The organism is Vibrio sp. Isolate25 (genome assembly GCF_022398025.1).
GTDB lineage: Bacteria > Pseudomonadota > Gammaproteobacteria > Enterobacterales > Vibrionaceae > Vibrio > Vibrio coralliilyticus_A.
The window spans coordinates 25,443-42,976 of record NZ_JAKEUT010000023.1 but is presented as its reverse complement, the minus strand read 5'-3'; the positions used below and the strand labels follow the sequence as shown (position 1 = coordinate 42,976).

The following is a 17,534-nucleotide window of genomic DNA, read 5'->3' as shown; positions in this document are numbered from 1 at the left end:
ATTGTTGCTGTCAGTGTTTTCAATAAGAGCAGCAAGAGAACTAGCTTCAAAATTCGCATAACAAAGCATTTAAGAGTGATTCGCAACGTTTGGCGTTTTCGCTTCGCTCAAGTATAGCCAAGCGCCGCTCACACCTTAATGCGGCGTTATACGCTTGATAGTTTATAGGGAATAATAATGAGAAAATTAGTTGGTTCGTGTCTGTGCAGAAAGGTTCAGATAGAAGTTCCAGATGAATTTGAATATATGGGCAATTGCCATTGTTCTGAATGTAGAAAGTTCACTGGTTCGGATTACTCGTCAGTTGGTGGATTAAGCTCTGATAAATTTGGCTTTAAATCCGGTGAAGAGTTTGTATCCGTTTTCAAGAAGAGCGCGGAGACGGAATTAGCGTTTTGTAGTTGTTGTGGTTCGAGCTTATTTTCGCGAAAACTCAAAACGGGCAAGTACAACATTCGCTTGGGTATTTTAGATAACGAGCCGACTCACAAGCCAAGTTTTCATATTTTTACAGGCTCAAAAGCACCTTGGAATGAAATCACTGATGGCTTAAAGCAATTTGATAAAGGTCCGCTTAAATAAAGAAGGTTAGGTACGCGTATAACAAAGCATTTAAGAGTGATTCGCAACGCTTGGCAGTTTCGCTTCGCTCAAGTATAGCCAAGCGTCGCTCACACCTTAATGCGGCGTTATGTGAATTCTAGAAAGTTGAGTAAGGAGTCGATTTTGAAACAGTTAGTGTTATTGACTTTTTTCCTTGGTTTAACTGCTTGTAAATCTAGTACCAGTGAACCAAGTAAAGAGTGCATTCAAGCATTGAATAAGGTAAGTGTTTATACAAAAAGTTTGGAAGATCTGCACGAGTTATATAAAGGTGATTTGGATTCGGACGAGGCTAAACGTCGGATCTCTACGATGGAAAATCGTATTAAAAAAGCTAAAACATATCAAAGTCAAAACTGCGAGGTTGCTGAATGATTCCTCAAATTATATCTGTAGAAAAAGACGGAAAAAGATATGTTGCACAATATAGCGTAAGTAACGGAATACTAGTTGTGACCGCAATGTTTGGCTCAAAGAAAATACACGCAGGAACGTCAGATCCTAACTCAGTCGCAATTGACATTCTGCGGGAGTTAATTAGTGAAGGTAAGGCTTCTGATGCGCTTTAAAACATTCACATAACAAACAATTTAAGAGTGATTCGGCACGCGTGGCATTTTTACTATGCGTTGGCTTTAGTGATTAAGGTGGCATGCGGCGGCACCGACATTGCGTGCCTCACACCTTAATTGGGCGTTAACCGTCTAAATAGGTTCACATAGAATGAATGGAATAGAACAGCTTTCCGATATAGAAAGATTAAAAATACTTAAGTCCATAAGGCTTGGTTGTTCCACTGATAACGAATTTAAACCGTATCTAGAAAACTATGCTGGTAGCTTGGGTGTTACAGAAGCTAATAGGCGCGTTGATGGCCTTTTGCTCGAAGATGAGTTTTTGCTACTTTGCAAGTTAATGAAGTCTTGCTTTGTTATCAATGGACTGGATCAAGGGTTAACGATTGAGAATAACCTTAAAGTCCCGGACTATTTAGCTGTGTTCGATACACGAAACTGTATTTATGATTCAGAGTCGATATTGGAAAAACTATCAGCATTTGTTGAAGTTAAAACGACTGATAATGCCGAAACAAAAAAGTTAGGTGCTGGTTTCTTTAAAAAGTATTCAAACTACGCTGATACCTTTGGCATTCCTTTACTTATTGCGTCAAGGTTGAAAATAAACGCTCAACAGCAATGGTGGATTATACAAAATCAAGAGCAATTTCAAAATCATGGGCGAAAAGCCAGCGTAGAGTGTTTAACTAATAGTGTGGGTCATATTCTACTAAATGACTGCTTCATAACGGCGACTAAAAATATATATGTAGAAAAAACATTTTCAAACTCACCATCTATATCAAAAGTATATGACCCAGCATATGGTTATTTGAAATCTGTAACTGTAAAAACAGATGAAAGTGCTATTGTGCTAGAGGAACGTGACTTTTTATTTAATTTGTTTTTAGATTGCTTTGCGCAAAAGCAACTGCCCATAAGGCAACACGGTGAAGAAGTCATATTAACAGGTGTTATTGATTTTATGCAGAATCAACTTTCAAGCGATATGTTGCTAAGGGCTAATTTTTGCATTCTTGATGGGCATGGTCATAGGTATTCAAGTGCAAGTAGGCTTTTGGCACTAGTTGAAAGTGGTAATGCAACTATTCTATATAGAGATTTTATTGAACATTCTCTGAACTTTTTTAACTCGGATAATTTTTTGTTTATGGTCACAAAAATTGGTAAAGAGAAAACTAATCAAGACATTGTGAGTTCACTCGCAGTCGACGGTTAACAAGCAATTTAAGAGGGATTCACAACGCTTGGCACTTTTGCTTCTACTTCAGTTTTAGTGTTTATGGCACAATGCTTTAGGTTTGGGTGGAGGCGTTGTTCACCCCTTAATTSGGCGTTATGCGAATGGAGGTAATATTGGACTATTCATTATCTAAAGATCTAATTGGCTTCTTTAACAATAGCGAGTCAGTAGCAATTGCTGGTAGCGCATTTCTATACTTTTTCGGAATCTTAATTCGGATCATTTATCATTGGCGTACAAATAAAGAAAGTTCAATTCGTTTGCTTATCGAAAATTTTAATGCGGCTAACGGTAATTTTTACTTAACTGAGCAAGCTTTTGTTGAAAGATATAGGGTTAACATTCCGTACAGAGGTATTCAGTTGTTTCTACGCTCAAACTTTTCCTCCGATCTGTTAGTTAAGTATCGTTTAGGACACAAATATTTGGAATTTTCTGAAGATTACAGAAAAGTATTTCTTAAAAAGACGCTAAATGCTTTAAAAGTTAAGTCAGTTTTGTATGGTCTAGGTTACGCCGTTTTTGGGTTCTTTGGGATATATATGCTGATTATCACTCCAGAAGCAGCCATTGAGTCGGGACTTAACATGGGTGCATGGATTGTTGCTGTCAGTGTTTTCAATAAGAGCAGCAAGAGAACTAGCTTCAAAATTCGCATAACAAAGCATTTAAGAGTGATTCGCAACGTTTGGCGTTTTCGCTTCGCTCAAGTATAGCCAAGCGCCGCTCACACCTTAATGCGGCGTTAAGTTGAAAGAGGAAAGCTAAATGGAAGTTATTAAGAAAGAGTCTAATAAGGGAGCAGTCTCTAAATTAATGTCAGGAGACTACCGCTTAGTCGATGTTTTTTGGGCAGGTTATATTATTTTTGGGGCGGTATTAACAAGCTTTGTTACTAAGCTCTCAACGGTGGAAGCAGCAATCGCGGGAGTTATTCTTCTGTCAATTTACTATCTATTCTTGAGCGTAGCTGTATGGAGATCTGCTAATAAATATACTGGAAGAAAGCTCTGGGTGGTTTTAGCAAAGGTTATTGTTGTTCTTAATTTGTTGCAAACTATTGTTAGTATAGGCGCTATTGTTTATGCATTTGTTTCGTAAAAATTTATCAACTTAACAAAGCGTTTAAGACGGATTCCCAACGCTCGGCATTTTCGGTTTGCTTCAGTTTAAGTGTTTACGGCACAATGGTTTAAGTAGGGTGCTCTGCGTTGCTCACCACTTAACGCGGCGTTATGCAAATTACAAATAAGGATAATTAGCATGTCAGAAAGTGAAAAAATTGAATTGGTCGAGGCCTATATAAGTCGTTACAACGCGTTTGATGTGATTGGGATGTTAGAGCTTCTTAGTGATAATATCGTTTTCGAAAACGAATCAAATGGTGAGATAACGGCGCGTACAGTAGGTAAGGTAGACTTTGAAAACTTAGCTTCCCAGTCAGCAAAAATGTTTAGTGCTCGCCATCAGGTGGTTACGGATATGCAGCTAAGTGATAGTACAGCAACAGTCAGTATCGATTATACGGGTACTTTAGCAATCGATCTTCCCAATGGTCTCAAGGAAGGTCAGGAATTAGTTCTGAAAGGTAAAACGTACTTTGAGTTTCAAAATGGTAAAATACATCACATTAAAGACGTGAGCTAAATTTGCATAACAAAGCGTTCAATGGGACAGTCAACGCTTAGCAGCTTTATCTTACATTTTTGCTTTTGTGTTGATGTTGCAATGGTTTAAGTATGTGGTAGCGTTGCCTGCCCCTTAACGCGGCGTTAGGTTGCTTTAAGCTTGTGTGGTTTGTTGTTTTGCAATCAGCCACTTCAATTGCCTTATTCGTCACAAACTTGAGCGGCTACGTGGCTCGAACTTTTTCAGGTGAAAGCTTCTTTCAATTAGCTAAATCTGGCTTGAATGACTGAGTGTTTCTCGTTTTAAGTGCTCTTGGTCAAGTTTGTTCGTTGAAAGTTCTTTATCTCAATTTGATTAGCTTTTTTGCTTCAGAGAACCACCGCAAAAATGGTGACGTGGCTGTTATTCAGCTTCGGTGGTTATTGCGGTGCATTTGGCTTTGGTATTTCATGGGTTAGTCCTATAGCTCAAGCTAGCTAAAGTGTTCGTAATGAGCATACCTAACCATTCGCTCAAGACGGACAACCAACGCTTTGCGATTTTGTGTCTGGTTGGGTGTGGTGTTTAGGGTGGTTTGCTGTAGTTTTGTGGTATCGTTGGTAGCCGCTTAGCAAGGGCGTTAGGTTGCTTTGGGGTTGTACGGTTTTGTTTTTTTAGTTTAGCGCTTAGCCACTTCAATAGTCTTGTTATCGCGAATCTCAGCAGTCATGTGGCTCGAATTTTTTCAGGTGAAGGTTCATTTAGTTGGCAAGTTTTGACGTTAGTGATTGAGTGTTTTCTGTTTTTAAGTGCTCTTGTCCAAGTCTGCCCATTGGAAGTTCATTATCTCAATTTGGTTAGTCTTTTTGCTTCAGTGAACCACCGCAAAAATAGTGACGTGGTTGTTATTCATCTTCGGTGGTTGTTGCGGTGCAGTTAGCTTTGGTGTTTCATAGGTGAGTCCTATAGCTCCAGCGAGCAAAGATGTTCGTAATGAGCATACCTAACCATCCGCTCAAGACGGACAACCAACGCTTGGCGGTTTTGTGTCTGGTTGAGCTTGGTGTTTACGGTGGTTAGTTTGGGTTTTGTGTTATTGTTGGTTGCCGCTTAGCAAGGGCGTTAAATTGCAATCGAGGGTGGTGAATTATCAAATTAGAAACATATGATGTGTTTGGTGGTGAGTCGGCTTCTGGTAACCCTTGTGGTGTATTAGAGCTTGATAGTTGGCTTTCTGATGAAGAGTTACAGAAAATAACTTGTGAAGCAGGACTTCCTGTTACCTCTTTTGTCGTCCCAATTAATGGACAGTTTCACATTCGTTGGTTTGCGCTGGATGGGGAAATTAACCTGTGTGGGCATGGTAGCTTAGGGGCTGGTGCTGCAATCATCTCTAAGTACAAACTCGATAGTGTACTTTTCATTAGCAAATACGGAGACCTCTCAATTGCCAAAAAGAATGGTGTGTATACTCTTGAGATGCCTAGCTGGAAAAGTGAAACATGTGTTGTTCCGCCAGAAATAGCGGATTTGGCAGCTGATGCTATTGACGTATTTTCAACTCGAGACTTAGTTATAGTCTTGCCCTCAATAGAATCTGTAAGAGATTTTAAGCCTGATGATATGCGCTTTAAACAGCTTGGTAATTACCATGCTTTAATCGTGACTGCAGCAAATGGCGAAAATGGGTACGTATTAAGATATTTTGCGCCCAAAATTGGTATATCTGAAGATCTAGCGACAGGCTCTGCTCAATGTTCTTTAGCTCCATACTGGTTTGACAGGCTTGACTCAGATTCACTTCAGGTACACCAACTTTCGTCGTCAGGTGGCTATTTTGACGTAAGGCGTATTTCAGGTGGCTCAATCGTGTTATCAGCAAATGCAAAGCTACGGAAAATAGCAATTTAACAAACTGTTCAAGAGGGATTCGCAACGCGTGGCATTTTTACTATGCGTTAGTTTTAGTGGTTAAAGTGGTATGCGGCAGCTCCGGTATTACGTTGCTCACCCCTTAACAGGGCGTTAGGTTGCTTTAAGCTAGTACGGTTTGTAGTTTTGCAATCAGCCACTTCGAATCTTTCTTTGTCGCTAGTTTCAGTGGTCATGTGGCTCAAACTTTTTCAGGTGAAGTTTTTATTCAACTGCCAAGTTTTGACGTTAGTGATTGAGTGTTTTCTGTTTTTAAGTGCTCTTGTCCAAGTTTATTCATTGAAAGTTCGCTCTTTCAATTTGGTTAGCTTTTTTTGTTTCAGCGAACCACCGCAAAAATAGTGACGTGGTTGTTGTTCGGCTTTGGTGGTGATTGCGGTGCATTGAGCTTTGTAGTTTTATGGCTTAGGCCTATAGCTTAAGCGAACAGAGATGCTCGTAATGAGCATACCTAACCATCAGCTCAAGACGGACAACCAACGCTTGGCGGTTTTGTGTCTAGTTGGGTATCGTGTTTACGGTGGTTTGTTTGAGTTTTGTGTTATTGTTGGTTGCCGCTTAGCAAGGGCGTTAGGGCTACAGAGGAGTTGAAGTGCTTAGGAAACAGAAAAGTAGGTGTGTGGACTGTAAACAACTACTGTTGTACTCACCGAGCCGTTGTCACCACTGCGGAGCGTATCAAAACATCGTTAAAAGAGGCTTAATATTCTCCGCTCCGGTTATTGCTAGTATATCTGCGGCAGTTGCATTGCTAGTTGCAATATGGCCTTACTATGTTGATGCCTTTGTAGAGAAGCGTGCTGAGTTATATGTGGAAATATTGTCCTTAAATGAAGGTAATGAAGGTGTTGCTGAGTTACTCGTACGAAATGACGGTAGAAAGTCGGGTGTAATTGATCGATTGGTTTTCTCAGCAGAGAATACAGATGAAACTGTATGCGAAGTTCTTGAGTTCAAAATATCTAAAGAGCGAGTTATTAAGCCTTATGAAGAAACAATTGTGGTTACAGACGCTTCTTCATCTTTGCCTCGATTTCCACTTTTACCTCCTATAACGGAGACGCAAAAAGAAAACGCTAGCTATTGTAAAGTAGGAATTGTTGCTATTTCTAAATCAACAGACGTTTACATTAGTAATTCTGAGTTTTATTGTGAAATGTAGCCCTAACAAACTGCTTAAGACGGACTATCAACGCTCGGCGATTTTAGTTCTAGTCTGGTACAGTGTTTACGGTGGTTGGTTTGAGTGTTGTGGTATGCGTTGCTAGCCACTTAGCAGGGCGTTATGTTTTTTGGGGAGAAAAAGGTGACCATTTCAGAGGCAGTATCAGTAATTTCATTGGTTATATCGTTAATTGCGTTGTATTTCGCAGCAATCAAAGAGGTCTATCTTATTCGTATTGTCCTCAAGCGGGTTGACAACTCATTCAAATCATATGTTTCAATTATCAACCATAGCAAATTTCCAATAGACATCTCTGCTCTCGGTTATGTTAATGAAGAAGGTGAATTCAATTGGCTTGAGGGTTTTGCGTCAGCTCGTGAAGGGATGGATGTTGATGTTCCAGTTTCAGTGGGCGCAAGATCTGCTTATGAGGCATCAGTAAGAGATTATTACGTCAAAAATTTCCAAAGCAAAAATTTTGCATTTGTTGTTCAACTAGTCTGTGGAAGGACGTATTTTGCAAATAACGGGTTACCTTACCAAGTTGCGCTTAAATTCTGGCTTAGGTGTAAGTTATCTCACATCACAGGGGGATTACTTGGATTCGAAAAGAACTATGTCCATACTCGCAAATACGGTGACTAGCTTGTGAACTAAAGAAACATAACAAATTGCTTAAGAGTGACGGCTAACCTTTGGCATTTTTGGTTTAGCTGGCTTTCGGGAATACGGTGGCTTTGCTTGGGTTTCGTGGTAGTTAGCCGCACCTTGGCAAGGCGTTATGGTGCAGCAAGATAGAGTTCTTCTTTGGTTGATTGGCTCAGCGTTCGCTGTGAATTTAATGGCAGTTTTTGTACACCCACTTGGTTCTAAATTCTAATCTCTGGTGAAAGTCGCTTTGAGTGCGTCGTGAAGGCTAATCTGCCGTTTGCATTTGGCTCCCAAGTAAAATTTGTATTGCGGCAATTAGCTGAACATAGGCTATAGTGGGGCGGCCCTTCTTTGTTTCAATTGGCCGTATCGTTGTTGTTAGGTTTCTTCTTTAGGCTTTTGGGGGTTGCTGTATGAGGTTTGTTGGGTTTTGTGGTTACAAAGACTTGCAGTTGTGCGGTGAGCGTACTGGTTGTTTCAACCTTCCATAACCAAGCGTTCAATCGGACAACCAACGCTTGGCAGTTTTGGTTTACATTTTAGTTTTTGTGTTTATGGCACAATGGGTTAAGTATGTGGTAGCGTTGCTTGCCCATTAACGCGGCGTTAGGTTGCTTTGGATTTGTACGGTTTTAGTTTAGCGCTCAGCCACTTCGAATCTTTCTTTGTAGCTAGTTTCAGTGTTTATGTGGCTCGAACTTTTTCAGGTGAAGGTTTCATTCAACTGGCAAGCTTGGATGTTAGTGGCTGAGTGTTTTCTGGTTTTAAGTGCTCTTGGCTGGGGTTATTCATTGAAAGTTCGTAATCTCAATCTGGTTAGCTTTTTGGCTTCAGTGAGCCACCGCAAAAATAGTGATGTGGTTGTTATTCAACTTCGGTGGTTGTTGCGGTGCATTTAGCTTTGGTGTTTCATGGTTTAGTCCTATAGCTTAAGCGAGCAAAAGCGTTTGTAATGAGCATACCTAACCATCCGCTCAAGACGGACAACCAACGCTTAGCGGTTTTGTATCTGGTTTTGCTCAGTGTTTACGGTGGTTTTTTGAGTTTGGTGTTATTGTTGGTCGCCGCTTAGCAAGGGCGTTAGGCTTCAGGAGGATAAATGTCAGAATTATGGAAAGCTATTAAGTATGACGTAGTTAAGAGTTTGATAGATAAGCTCTTCATTGGAGCGATAGTTAGCGCGGCTGCATTTTATGCAGCACATTTGTTAGAAGAAAATAAGTCTATTAATAATGCTTATGTCGAATTTAACAAAACAAAAGTGATGAAGCTTGCTGAAGTCTGGGAGCAGGCTTATCTACTCAACACCTCTCTGCATTTATATGATGACTACTACAAATCGGTTGATAAAGAAATTAAGTCTAAACTGATAAAAATGCAGCAGCAAATCAAAGATGGCGTTCCAGCTAAGCAAGCTGAGTTAACCGTTTTGAATGCAGAGAAAACAATAGCTAGGGATTTTAAGAGACAGGTCCTAGTCCTCAATCAAAAACACCTAAAGCCTTTTAATGATATATTAAATAAAAACATGTTCTGGCTAGAACCAGAGCATTTGACTCCTCTGTTAGAGTATTCGAAAGTTGTAAATGAAATAGCGAGAACTGCCTCGTTAACAAATGAGGCATCCAAACAACGAGTAAAAGTATTGCGAGCTAAGGCTGACGAGTATTCAAAAACTATCAATGACGTGAGGGATCAACTATTGCGGCAATCACTCTGAAGCTAAGAAGCCTAACAATCTGTTTAAGAGTGATTCGCAACGCGTGGCATTTTTGCTATGCGTCGCGTTTTGTGTTTAAGGTGGTATGCGGCAGCATCGGTGTTGCGTTGCTCACACCTTAACAGGGCGTTATAGCTACTGGAGGGTTGGTGGTAGTTTTAGATGAAGAACACATGTCATGGCTTCTTTTCCAACACACAAACGATATGTATTTGTCGGTGGTATGTGGAACTGTCGGCATGTTTACCATAGAGATTCAATTAACTCATTCGGAAGCATCAAGTTATAAATCAACGGGCAAATCATATATCGATCAACTTGCTAGTAGTATCCGTGCGAAACCGGAGTATTTTGCACCGAGGAAAGTAGCTAATTTCAGAACTAACTTTAACGTCACTGAGGCTTTATCTGAATGGCGAAGTTCGTAGAGTTGTAGCTATAACAAATTGTTCAACAGCGACTCAAAACGCGTGCCATTTTCGCTTCGCTCAATAGTATGGCACACTAGTTTCTCGCGCGTTAACAAGGCGTTAGCTATTCTCAATAAATAGGTGGTTTATGATTTTTGACTTTTCGGAGTTCAGTGACTCAAATTTAGATTACATAGATAAGATTGTTGATCGCTATAAAGAAGTCATCGTTCCTTTTTACACAAATAACCTTGAAAAAGGTCGAGATTTCAACGGTTTTGGTTCAGGTTTTGTTGTCAAACACCTAGGTAGCTATTTTGTAGTCACAGCAGAACATGTCATGTCAGATGCTAAAAGGTATGGAATGTCAGCTATCATATTTGGTGAGCGAAAAATGATCCTCGAACATATTGCGGTTGTATTTAATAAAAAAAGAGATGTAGCGGCATTCTGTATAGACAAATGGATGAAAAGTGAGGGAATTAAAGAGTTACCTCATACCACCCTTTATGATGATTCTAGCTTTGAATCAGTCAATGAGAATCCTTTCTTTCTTTTAATGGGGTACCCTGGAACAAAAAATCGAGTACGTGATTTCCGTAAAGGGCTAAACCCGCATTTATTCAGTATCACAGCAGAACAAATTTCCGCACCTAATAAGTTGAAAACAAACGTAGAATCACCACTTTACTATGAATTCCATCCCAAAAAATTAATCGATAGTTTCAGTAAAAAATTTGGCAGCCCACCTGATTTATATGGTATGAGCGGTGGTCCCGCATTTGAGCTGCAAGCGAGACGTCCTATGCTGATGCAATCCGACACCAAAATCGAGTTTTCTCTGTGCTTACGTGGAGTGTTAGTCGAATGGCATAAGTCTCACAAATGCATTTTGTCGTCTACAAAAGACGTAGTAGAAGTGCTATTGGAAATGAGCCTAGAAAAAGAAAGCTAACAAAGCATTTAAGAGTGATTCCCAACGCTTGGCATTTCTCATTCCATCGTTGGGTTTTGTGTTTACGGTGGTATGGTTTAGTTATGTGGAAGCGTTGCTCACACCTTAATGCGGCGTTAGGTTGCTTTAAGCCAGTACGGTTTTTTAGTTTTGTACTCAGCCACTTCGAATCTTTCTTTGTCGCTAGTTTCAGTGGTCATGTGGCTCGAACTTTTTCAGGTGAAGGTTTCATTTAATTGGCAAGCTTTGGCGTCAGCGGCTGAGTGTTTTCCGTTTTCAGTGCTCTTGGCTGGGCTTGTTCATTGAAAGTTCGTAATCTCAATTTGGTTAGCTTTTTTGCTTCAGTGAACCACCGCAAAAATAGTGACGTGGTTGCTATTCAGCTTTGGTGTTTCATGGTCTAGTCCTATAGCTCCAGCGAGCAAAGACGTTTGTAATGAGCATACCTAACAATCCGCTCAAGACGGACAACCAACGCCTAGCGGTTTTGTGCCTGGTTATGTTTAGTGTTTACGGTGGTTGGTTTGAGTTTTGTGGGTATCGTTGGTAGCCGCTTAGCAAGGGCGTTAGGTTGCTTTAAGTTTGCACTGTTTTTTAGTTTGGCAGTCAGCCACTTCAATAATCTTGTTTGTCGCGAATCTCAGCGGCCATGTGGCTCAAACGTTTTCAGGTGAAAGTTTCTTCAACTGGTAAGCTTTGACGTTAGTGGCTGAGTGTTTTCTTGTTTTAAGTGCTCTTGGCCAAGCTTGTTCGTTGAAAGTGATCTATCTCCATCCGATTAGTTTTTTGCTTCAGTGAACCACCGCAAAAAAGTGATGTGATTGCTATTCAGTTTCGGTGGTGATTGCGGTGCAGTTGGCTTCGGTGTTTCATGGGCTGGTCCTATAGCTCAAGCTAGCAAAGGCACTCGAAATGAGCATACCTAACCATCCGCTCAAGACGGACAACCAACGCTTGGCGGCTTTGGGTCTGGTTGGGTATCGTGTTTACGGTGGTTTGTCTGAGTTTTGTGGTATCGTTGGTAGCCGCTTAGCAAGGGCGTTAGGTTGCTTTAGGCGAGTACGGTTTTTGGTTTTTTAATCAGCCACTTCAATAATCTTGTTTGTCGCGAATTTCAGCAGCTATGTGGCTCTAGCTTTTTCGGGCGAAAGTTTAATCTGGCAAGCTTTGCCGTCAGTGGCTGAGTNGGCGTTAGGTTGCTTTAGGCGAGTACGGTTTTTGGTTTTTTAATCAGCCACTTCAATAATCTTGTTTGTCGCGAATTTCAGCAGCTATGTGGCTCTAGCTTTTTCGGGCGAAAGTTTAATCTGGCAAGCTTTGCCGTCAGTGGCTGAGTGTTTTCTGTTTTTAAGTGCTCTTGTCCAAGTCTATTCATTGGTAGTTTGTTCTATCAACTAGGTTAGCTTTTGGGCTTCAGCGAACCACCGCTAAAATAGTGGCGTGGTTGTTATTCAGCCTCGGTGGTTATTGCGGTGCAGTTGGCTTTGGTGTTTCATGGGTTAGTCCTATAGCACCAGNTATTCATTGGTAGTTTGTTCTATCAACTAGGTTAGCTTTTGGGCTTCAGCGAACCACCGCTAAAATAGTGGCGTGGTTGTTATTCAGCCTCGGTGGTTATTGCGGTGCAGTTGGCTTTGGTGTTTCATGGGTTAGTCCTATAGCACCAGTGAGCAAAGCGTTCGTAATGAGCATACCTAACCATCCGCTCAAGACGGACAACCAACGTCTGGCGGTTTTGTGTCTGGTTGAGGCTAGTGTTTACGGTGGTTTTCCGGAGTTTTGTGGTATTGTTGGTAGCCGCTTAGCAAGGGCGTTAGGTTGCTTTAAGATTATACGGTTTTTAGTTTGGTGCTCAGCCACTTCGAATCTTTCTTTGTCGTGAGTTTCAGTGGCCATGTGGCTCGAACTTTTTCAGGTGAAGGTTTCATTCAACTGGCAAGCTTGGATGTTAGTGGCTGAGTGTTTTTCGTTTTAAGTGCTCTTGGTCAAGTTTGTTCGTTGAAGTTCGCTATATACATCCGGTTAGTTTTTTTGTTTCAGTGAACCACCACAAAAATAGTGATTTGGTTGTTATTCAGCTTGGGTGGTTATTGCGGTGCAGCTAGCTTTGGTGTTTGATAGTTTAGTCCTATAGCTCAAGCTAGCAAAGGTGTTTGTAGTGAGCATACCTAACAATCCGCTCAAGACGGACAACCAACGCTTGGCGGTTTTGTGTCTGGTTATATTTAGTGTTTACGGTGGTTTGTCTGAGCTTTGTGGTATTGTTGGTAGCCGCTTAGCAAGGGCGTTATATGCTCCACAAGGAATTGAATTAAAGATGAAAAATGTAGTTCTAAAATCGGCAGAAACATCTTCTGAAATTTGCTTCTTCGACCGTGACGGTGATTACTTCTACATCTCGTATAAGTCTCCATTCATGAGCTATAGCAAACGTATATGGGGTTATTCAGACACAGCTCATTGGATGGAAAGTATCCAGTTTATGGCTGAAAATTGGAAGGGCTGGGATGGTCACGTTCTAATTCAGTCAATTGAGCAAGACCTCAGTCTAACTTTTACTTGTGACTCTCTAGGGCATGTTAACGTTTTACTTTCCGTGTGTGAAAATGAAGGTCCGGAGCCTTGGGAAGTCAGGTCAGAACTGACGACAACTACAGTAGCAATGTCATCATTCCATAGTGATGTAGTTGAGTTTTTTAGCTAAGTTTTAGAACGCATATAACAAAGCATTTAAGAGTGATTCGCAACGCTTGGCAGTTTCGCTTCGCTCAAGTATAGCCAAGCGTCGCTCACACCTTAATGCGGCGTTAGGTTGCTTTAAGTTTGTTCGGTTTTTTAGTTTGGCGTCCAGCCACTTCAAAATATTGTTTTCGCTAGTGTCAGTGGTCATGTGGCTCGAACTTTTTTAGGTGAAGGTTTCCTTCTATTGACAAACATTTGTGTGAGTAGGCAGAGCGTCTTCTGTTTTAAGTGCTCTTGTCCAAGTCTATTCATTGGAAGTTTGTCATCTCAATTTGGCTAGCTTTTTGGCTTTAGTGAACCACCGCAAAAATAGTGATGTGATTGCCATTCAGCTTCGGTGGTTGTTGCGGTGTAGTTAGCTTTGGTGTTTCATGGGTTAGTCCTATGGCTCAAGCTAGCTAAAGTGTTCGTAATAAGCATACCTAACCATCCGCTCAAGACGGACAACCAACGCTTGGCGGTTTTGTGTCTAGTTGGGTATCGTGTTTACGGTGGTCTGTCTGAGTTTTGTGGTATCGTTGGTTGCCGCTTAGCAAGGGCGTTATGTGTCAAATCAGGGAGGGAATGTGAGTCAAATATTAATAATAATTGGAGTGTCAATATTCGGTGTTCTGGGCGCTATCCACTTGGTGTATACATTTTTCACAGAAAAGTTTAACCCTTATGACGCTTCAGTGTTTACTGCCATGAAAAGTACGTCACCAAGACTTACCAAAGAAACTACAATGTGGCGCGCTTGGGTAGGTTTCAATGCTAGCCATAGTTTAGGTGCCATGTTACTACCAGCAATTTACCTTCCATTGGCCGTTAACCATTTCGAAGTCATTAAGAACTCTATTTGGTTTTCTCTTTTACCAGTAGTGGTTGGTGTGTCATATTTAATTTTGGCCAAAAAATACTGGTTTAAAATTCCATTTTTAGGTGTACTTATTTCTTTAACTTGCTTTCTGGTTTCAGCATGGTTAATCAACACATAACAATCTGCTCAAGAGGGATTCACAACGCTCGGCAATGTTGGTTTGAATGAGTTTATGTGTTTACGGCACAATGGCTTAGTTTTGATGATATGCGTTGTTCACCCCTTAGCAGGGCGTTATGTTGCAATCGAATCTAGCACGTATTACCGTATCTGAAAGTAACGATAAATCAGGATGTTGCGCTTATGTACCAGTTGCGATGCACAAAAAAAGTTCAAGATGCGCTAGGCTTGAAACCAGCAGATTTAATCGAAGTTCAAGATGAAAACTTCACCATAGGTAATTGGTATGTAAATCTTTTTACGGCTGACCGTAGAAAATGTCTAGTTTTCATGGAAGAACAAACCTTAATGTCGTTCATATTGGTTGGTTATCGAAAGGAGCATGCAAAAGACATAGGTAAAATCTTTAAAAATGGTGTCTTGCAACTACTTGAACTTGAGGGTTTTCCTTCTGAAATTATCGAAGCTTATGAGAAAGCACCGGAAAATGTTCTCTTTACCAAAACAGCGAGCAAAAAGTTGTTGGGTAATATGAAAGATGTTTTAAGTGGCTACGAGCACTTTATCTACATGGACGGTGGGTTAAAGCACTGTGACTTTACTGATGCAATGTTACGCATCAATCGCACACCACAAAGAACTTTGAAGTGGAAATTCCCGATAGAGTCTCTACATCAGCTCTTCGGAACGGCAACATAACAAAGCATTTAAGAGTGATTCGCAACGCTTGGCGGTTTCGCTTCGCTCAAGTATAGCCAAGCGTCGCTCACACCTTAATGCGGCGTTATGTTTCTTGCGTGAATAGCATTATACGTTGGATTGAAGTTTTAATAGTAGGGGCATGATGCTAAATGATTTTTTAACTTCAGGTGGAGCCTTCTTCTTGTTGGTAGTTCTTTCTGGGTTTCACTTTTACAGAAAGTGGCAAGGCAGAGCGTACATCGGAATTAGCTTCATACTTACAGGGAGTTTGTCTTTTGTATGTATGGATGTTCATTTGGAAAACACTGTCGTATGGTTTCTATCTCTTGTACTGCTTTTGGCAAACGTAATCCTTCACATGACGCCTGACAAGAGAACATAACAAAGCGTTCAATTGGACAACCAACGCTTGGCAGTCCTAGCTCATGGTTTGGCATCAGTGTTTATGACACAATGTTTTATGTTTGTGGCAGCGTTGTTTGCCCATTAACGCGGCGTTATGTGCTTTTCGGGAAAGGTTAGATGGAAGAAGATAAAAAGTTGGTTGCTGCGATTTGTGGTGACGGGGCTGAGTACTTTGTAGCGTCTCAAATCATGCTTAATCTGAGGCTGTTAGTAAGTATCGCTCCTACATCTTCACCTAGTTGGGATTTAGAAGTTACGCATCCGCTAACTGGAAAATCTGCAAAAATTCAGGTGAAATACCGCTCTCGTATTGAGAAAAGCACTCCGCATTTGAGGCTACGAGGTGGTGTCAATTTTGACTTCCTTGTATTGGTTGAAACANACCAGAGCATTTGTTTAACTGGCAAATCATAAAAGACGCACTTGAATAGCACGCACATAACAAAGCATTTAAGAGTGACTCGCAACGCTTGGCAGTTTCGCTTCGCTCAAGTATAGCCAAGCGCCGCTCACACCTTAATGCGGCGTTATACAAATGCACCAGAGTATAAGATTTTAGCCCTGCAGACGTGCAGGGCTAGTATTAAGTTCTGTTATATTTCTGCTTCGACATCGAGTTCTAAATAACGCCCTATTTGTTCAGCTCTATATGTAGAACGAACACTTTATTAACCGAGATTTTTAGCATAAGCCTCACCTCTTTTTTAATAGCGTAAGTTATGAGTGACGTAATAAGAATGAGTAAGAATATGAATATAGCTAGATAAAGCATGATCGTATAATCGAATGCCATGTTGGATATACCGCTATATAAAACTCAGTCTGGACAGGAGGTTTTCAATTGACAACAATCAAAAACAGTTATGCGGTATCGCAGGCGCTACAGAAATAGCGGAAGAAGAAAAATGGCGGCACTCACGTGTTGACTTGTTACCCGCCGATAAGTCGCTTTCAACTTAATCCTAAATTATGAGATATGCAAGCTACAAACGCTAATATAGTGGTACTATTCAAAATTTGTATAACAAAGCATTTAAGAGTGATTCGTAACGCTTGGCAGTTTCGCTTCGCTCAAGTATAGCCAAGCGTCACTCACACCTTAATGCGGCGTTATGCGTAATCGATGGACTACGGAGTATTAGATGGAAGTAGTAGAAGCGAGAAAATCGGATTTAGATTCATTCTTTGCGTATCTTGAAAATCAGCTGTCTGAAAATGGTAATGGAGAAGTTCCTCTTTTCCAGCCAATGTCCAGAGAGCAAAGTGAAATTCCAGAAGCAACAAAAGATAAGTTTATCCAAGGTTTTTCCCATCACTTTGGCGATTTAGGTTGGAGAAAGCTCTGGGTTGTAAAAGACACCTCTGGAAGTATCAAAGGTCACATTGATCTTCGCCACCACGGTGATGATAGCCGTTCTCATCGAGTTCTACTTGGTATGGGCGTAGATGTTTCCTGCCGGAAGCAAGGTATTGGTCAACGACTCATTGATGCGGTTATAAATTTCTGCCAAGAAAAAGCCGAAATTGACTGGGTTGATCTTTGTGTACTATCAGAGAATTTCCCAGCAAAGAACCTCTACCTAAAAGCAGGGTTCGATGTTGTTGGAGAGTTCAAAGATCAATATAGAATCGACGGTTTGTCAGTCTCGGAAACAGCAATGACAAAGTACGTCAAAAATTACGCATAACAAAGCGTTTAAGACGGATTCCCAACGCTAGGCATTTTTGCTTCTACTTCAAATTTAGTGCTTACGGTACAATGCTTTAAGTGCAGTGGTAGCGTTGCTCACCACTTAACGCGGCGTTATAAGCTCAATCTATGCATTTGGGTTCATTTGTGA

At 40.9% G+C, this 17,534-nt stretch carries 19 protein-coding genes; all 19 read left to right on the top strand.

Going from position 1 to position 17,534, the window contains the following annotated elements:
• Positions 1 to 177: 177 nt before the first annotated feature.
• The 19 genes from L1D15_RS21585 to L1D15_RS21480 all read left to right on the top strand — a co-directional run bounded on the left by L1D15_RS21585 (position 178) and on the right by L1D15_RS21480 (position 17,381).
• Positions 178 to 582, top strand: a complete 405-nt coding sequence (locus tag L1D15_RS21585) for a GFA family protein (protein ID WP_239877004.1) — start codon at positions 178 to 180, stop codon at positions 580 to 582.
• Positions 583 to 726: 144 nt separating this feature from the next.
• Entirely contained in the window at positions 727 to 978 is a 252-nt protein-coding gene (locus L1D15_RS21580) for a hypothetical protein (protein ID WP_239877003.1), read from the top strand.
• Positions 975 to 1,172 (top strand): hypothetical protein, encoded by a 198-nt coding sequence (locus L1D15_RS21575; protein ID WP_239877002.1) that lies wholly within the window; start codon positions 975 to 977, stop codon positions 1,170 to 1,172. Before L1D15_RS21580 ends, L1D15_RS21575 begins: the two co-directional genes overlap by 4 nt.
• A 154-nt stretch (positions 1,173 to 1,326) precedes the next feature.
• A complete protein-coding gene (locus tag L1D15_RS21565) occupies positions 1,327 to 2,400 on the top strand; it encodes a hypothetical protein (RefSeq protein ID WP_239877000.1) in 1,074 nt (357 codons plus the stop codon).
• A 137-nt stretch (positions 2,401 to 2,537) separates the two neighbouring features.
• Positions 2,538 to 3,140 (top strand): hypothetical protein, encoded by a 603-nt coding sequence (locus tag L1D15_RS21560; RefSeq protein WP_239876999.1) that lies wholly within the window; start codon positions 2,538 to 2,540, stop codon positions 3,138 to 3,140.
• A gap of 52 nt (positions 3,141 to 3,192) precedes the next feature.
• Positions 3,193 to 3,525 (top strand): hypothetical protein, encoded by a 333-nt coding sequence (locus L1D15_RS21555; RefSeq protein WP_239839134.1) that lies wholly within the window; start codon positions 3,193 to 3,195, stop codon positions 3,523 to 3,525.
• A 162-nt stretch (positions 3,526 to 3,687) separates the two neighbouring features.
• Positions 3,688 to 4,071, top strand: coding sequence for a nuclear transport factor 2 family protein (locus tag L1D15_RS21550; protein WP_239876998.1), 384 nt, complete (start codon positions 3,688 to 3,690; stop codon positions 4,069 to 4,071).
• 1,110 nt (positions 4,072 to 5,181) lie between these two features.
• Complete coding sequence (locus tag L1D15_RS21545; RefSeq protein WP_345779275.1) at positions 5,182 to 5,943, top strand: PhzF family phenazine biosynthesis protein; 762 nt, start codon at positions 5,182 to 5,184, stop codon at positions 5,941 to 5,943.
• Between the two features lie 462 nt (positions 5,944 to 6,405).
• Positions 6,406 to 6,555, top strand: coding sequence for a hypothetical protein (locus tag L1D15_RS21535; protein ID WP_239876997.1), 150 nt, complete (start codon positions 6,406 to 6,408; stop codon positions 6,553 to 6,555).
• 28 nt (positions 6,556 to 6,583) lie between these two features.
• Positions 6,584 to 7,126, top strand: a complete 543-nt coding sequence (locus L1D15_RS21530) for a hypothetical protein (RefSeq protein ID WP_239876996.1) — start codon at positions 6,584 to 6,586, stop codon at positions 7,124 to 7,126.
• Between the two features lie 144 nt (positions 7,127 to 7,270).
• Positions 7,271 to 7,774 (top strand): hypothetical protein, encoded by a 504-nt coding sequence (locus tag L1D15_RS21525; RefSeq protein WP_239871547.1) that lies wholly within the window; start codon positions 7,271 to 7,273, stop codon positions 7,772 to 7,774.
• Positions 7,775 to 8,879: 1,105 nt separating this feature from the next.
• Complete coding sequence (locus L1D15_RS21520; RefSeq protein ID WP_239876995.1) at positions 8,880 to 9,500, top strand: hypothetical protein; 621 nt, start codon at positions 8,880 to 8,882, stop codon at positions 9,498 to 9,500.
• A gap of 558 nt (positions 9,501 to 10,058) precedes the next feature.
• Positions 10,059 to 10,865, top strand: coding sequence for a trypsin-like peptidase domain-containing protein (locus L1D15_RS21510; RefSeq protein WP_239876994.1), 807 nt, complete (start codon positions 10,059 to 10,061; stop codon positions 10,863 to 10,865).
• 912 nt (positions 10,866 to 11,777) lie between these two features.
• Positions 11,778 to 11,945, top strand: coding sequence for a hypothetical protein (locus L1D15_RS21505; protein ID WP_239876993.1), 168 nt, complete (start codon positions 11,778 to 11,780; stop codon positions 11,943 to 11,945).
• A gap of 604 nt (positions 11,946 to 12,549) precedes the next feature.
• Positions 12,550 to 12,747, top strand: coding sequence for a hypothetical protein (locus L1D15_RS21500; protein ID WP_239876992.1), 198 nt, complete (start codon positions 12,550 to 12,552; stop codon positions 12,745 to 12,747).
• Positions 12,748 to 13,023: 276 nt separating this feature from the next.
• On the top strand, positions 13,024 to 13,569 hold the full coding sequence (locus L1D15_RS21495; RefSeq protein WP_239876991.1) for a DUF6228 family protein: 546 nt from the start codon (positions 13,024 to 13,026) through the stop codon (positions 13,567 to 13,569).
• Positions 13,570 to 14,173: 604 nt separating this feature from the next.
• Positions 14,174 to 14,584, top strand: a complete 411-nt coding sequence (locus L1D15_RS21490) for a hypothetical protein (protein WP_239876990.1) — start codon at positions 14,174 to 14,176, stop codon at positions 14,582 to 14,584.
• Positions 14,585 to 14,769: 185 nt separating this feature from the next.
• The gene (locus L1D15_RS21485; protein WP_038177580.1) at positions 14,770 to 15,285 is read left to right on the top strand and encodes a hypothetical protein; all 516 of its coding nucleotides are present in this window, start codon (positions 14,770 to 14,772) and stop codon (positions 15,283 to 15,285) included.
• 1,550 nt (positions 15,286 to 16,835) lie between these two features.
• The gene (locus tag L1D15_RS21480; RefSeq protein WP_239839075.1) at positions 16,836 to 17,381 is read left to right on the top strand and encodes an N-acetyltransferase; all 546 of its coding nucleotides are present in this window, start codon (positions 16,836 to 16,838) and stop codon (positions 17,379 to 17,381) included.
• Positions 17,382 to 17,534 lie beyond the last annotated feature (153 nt).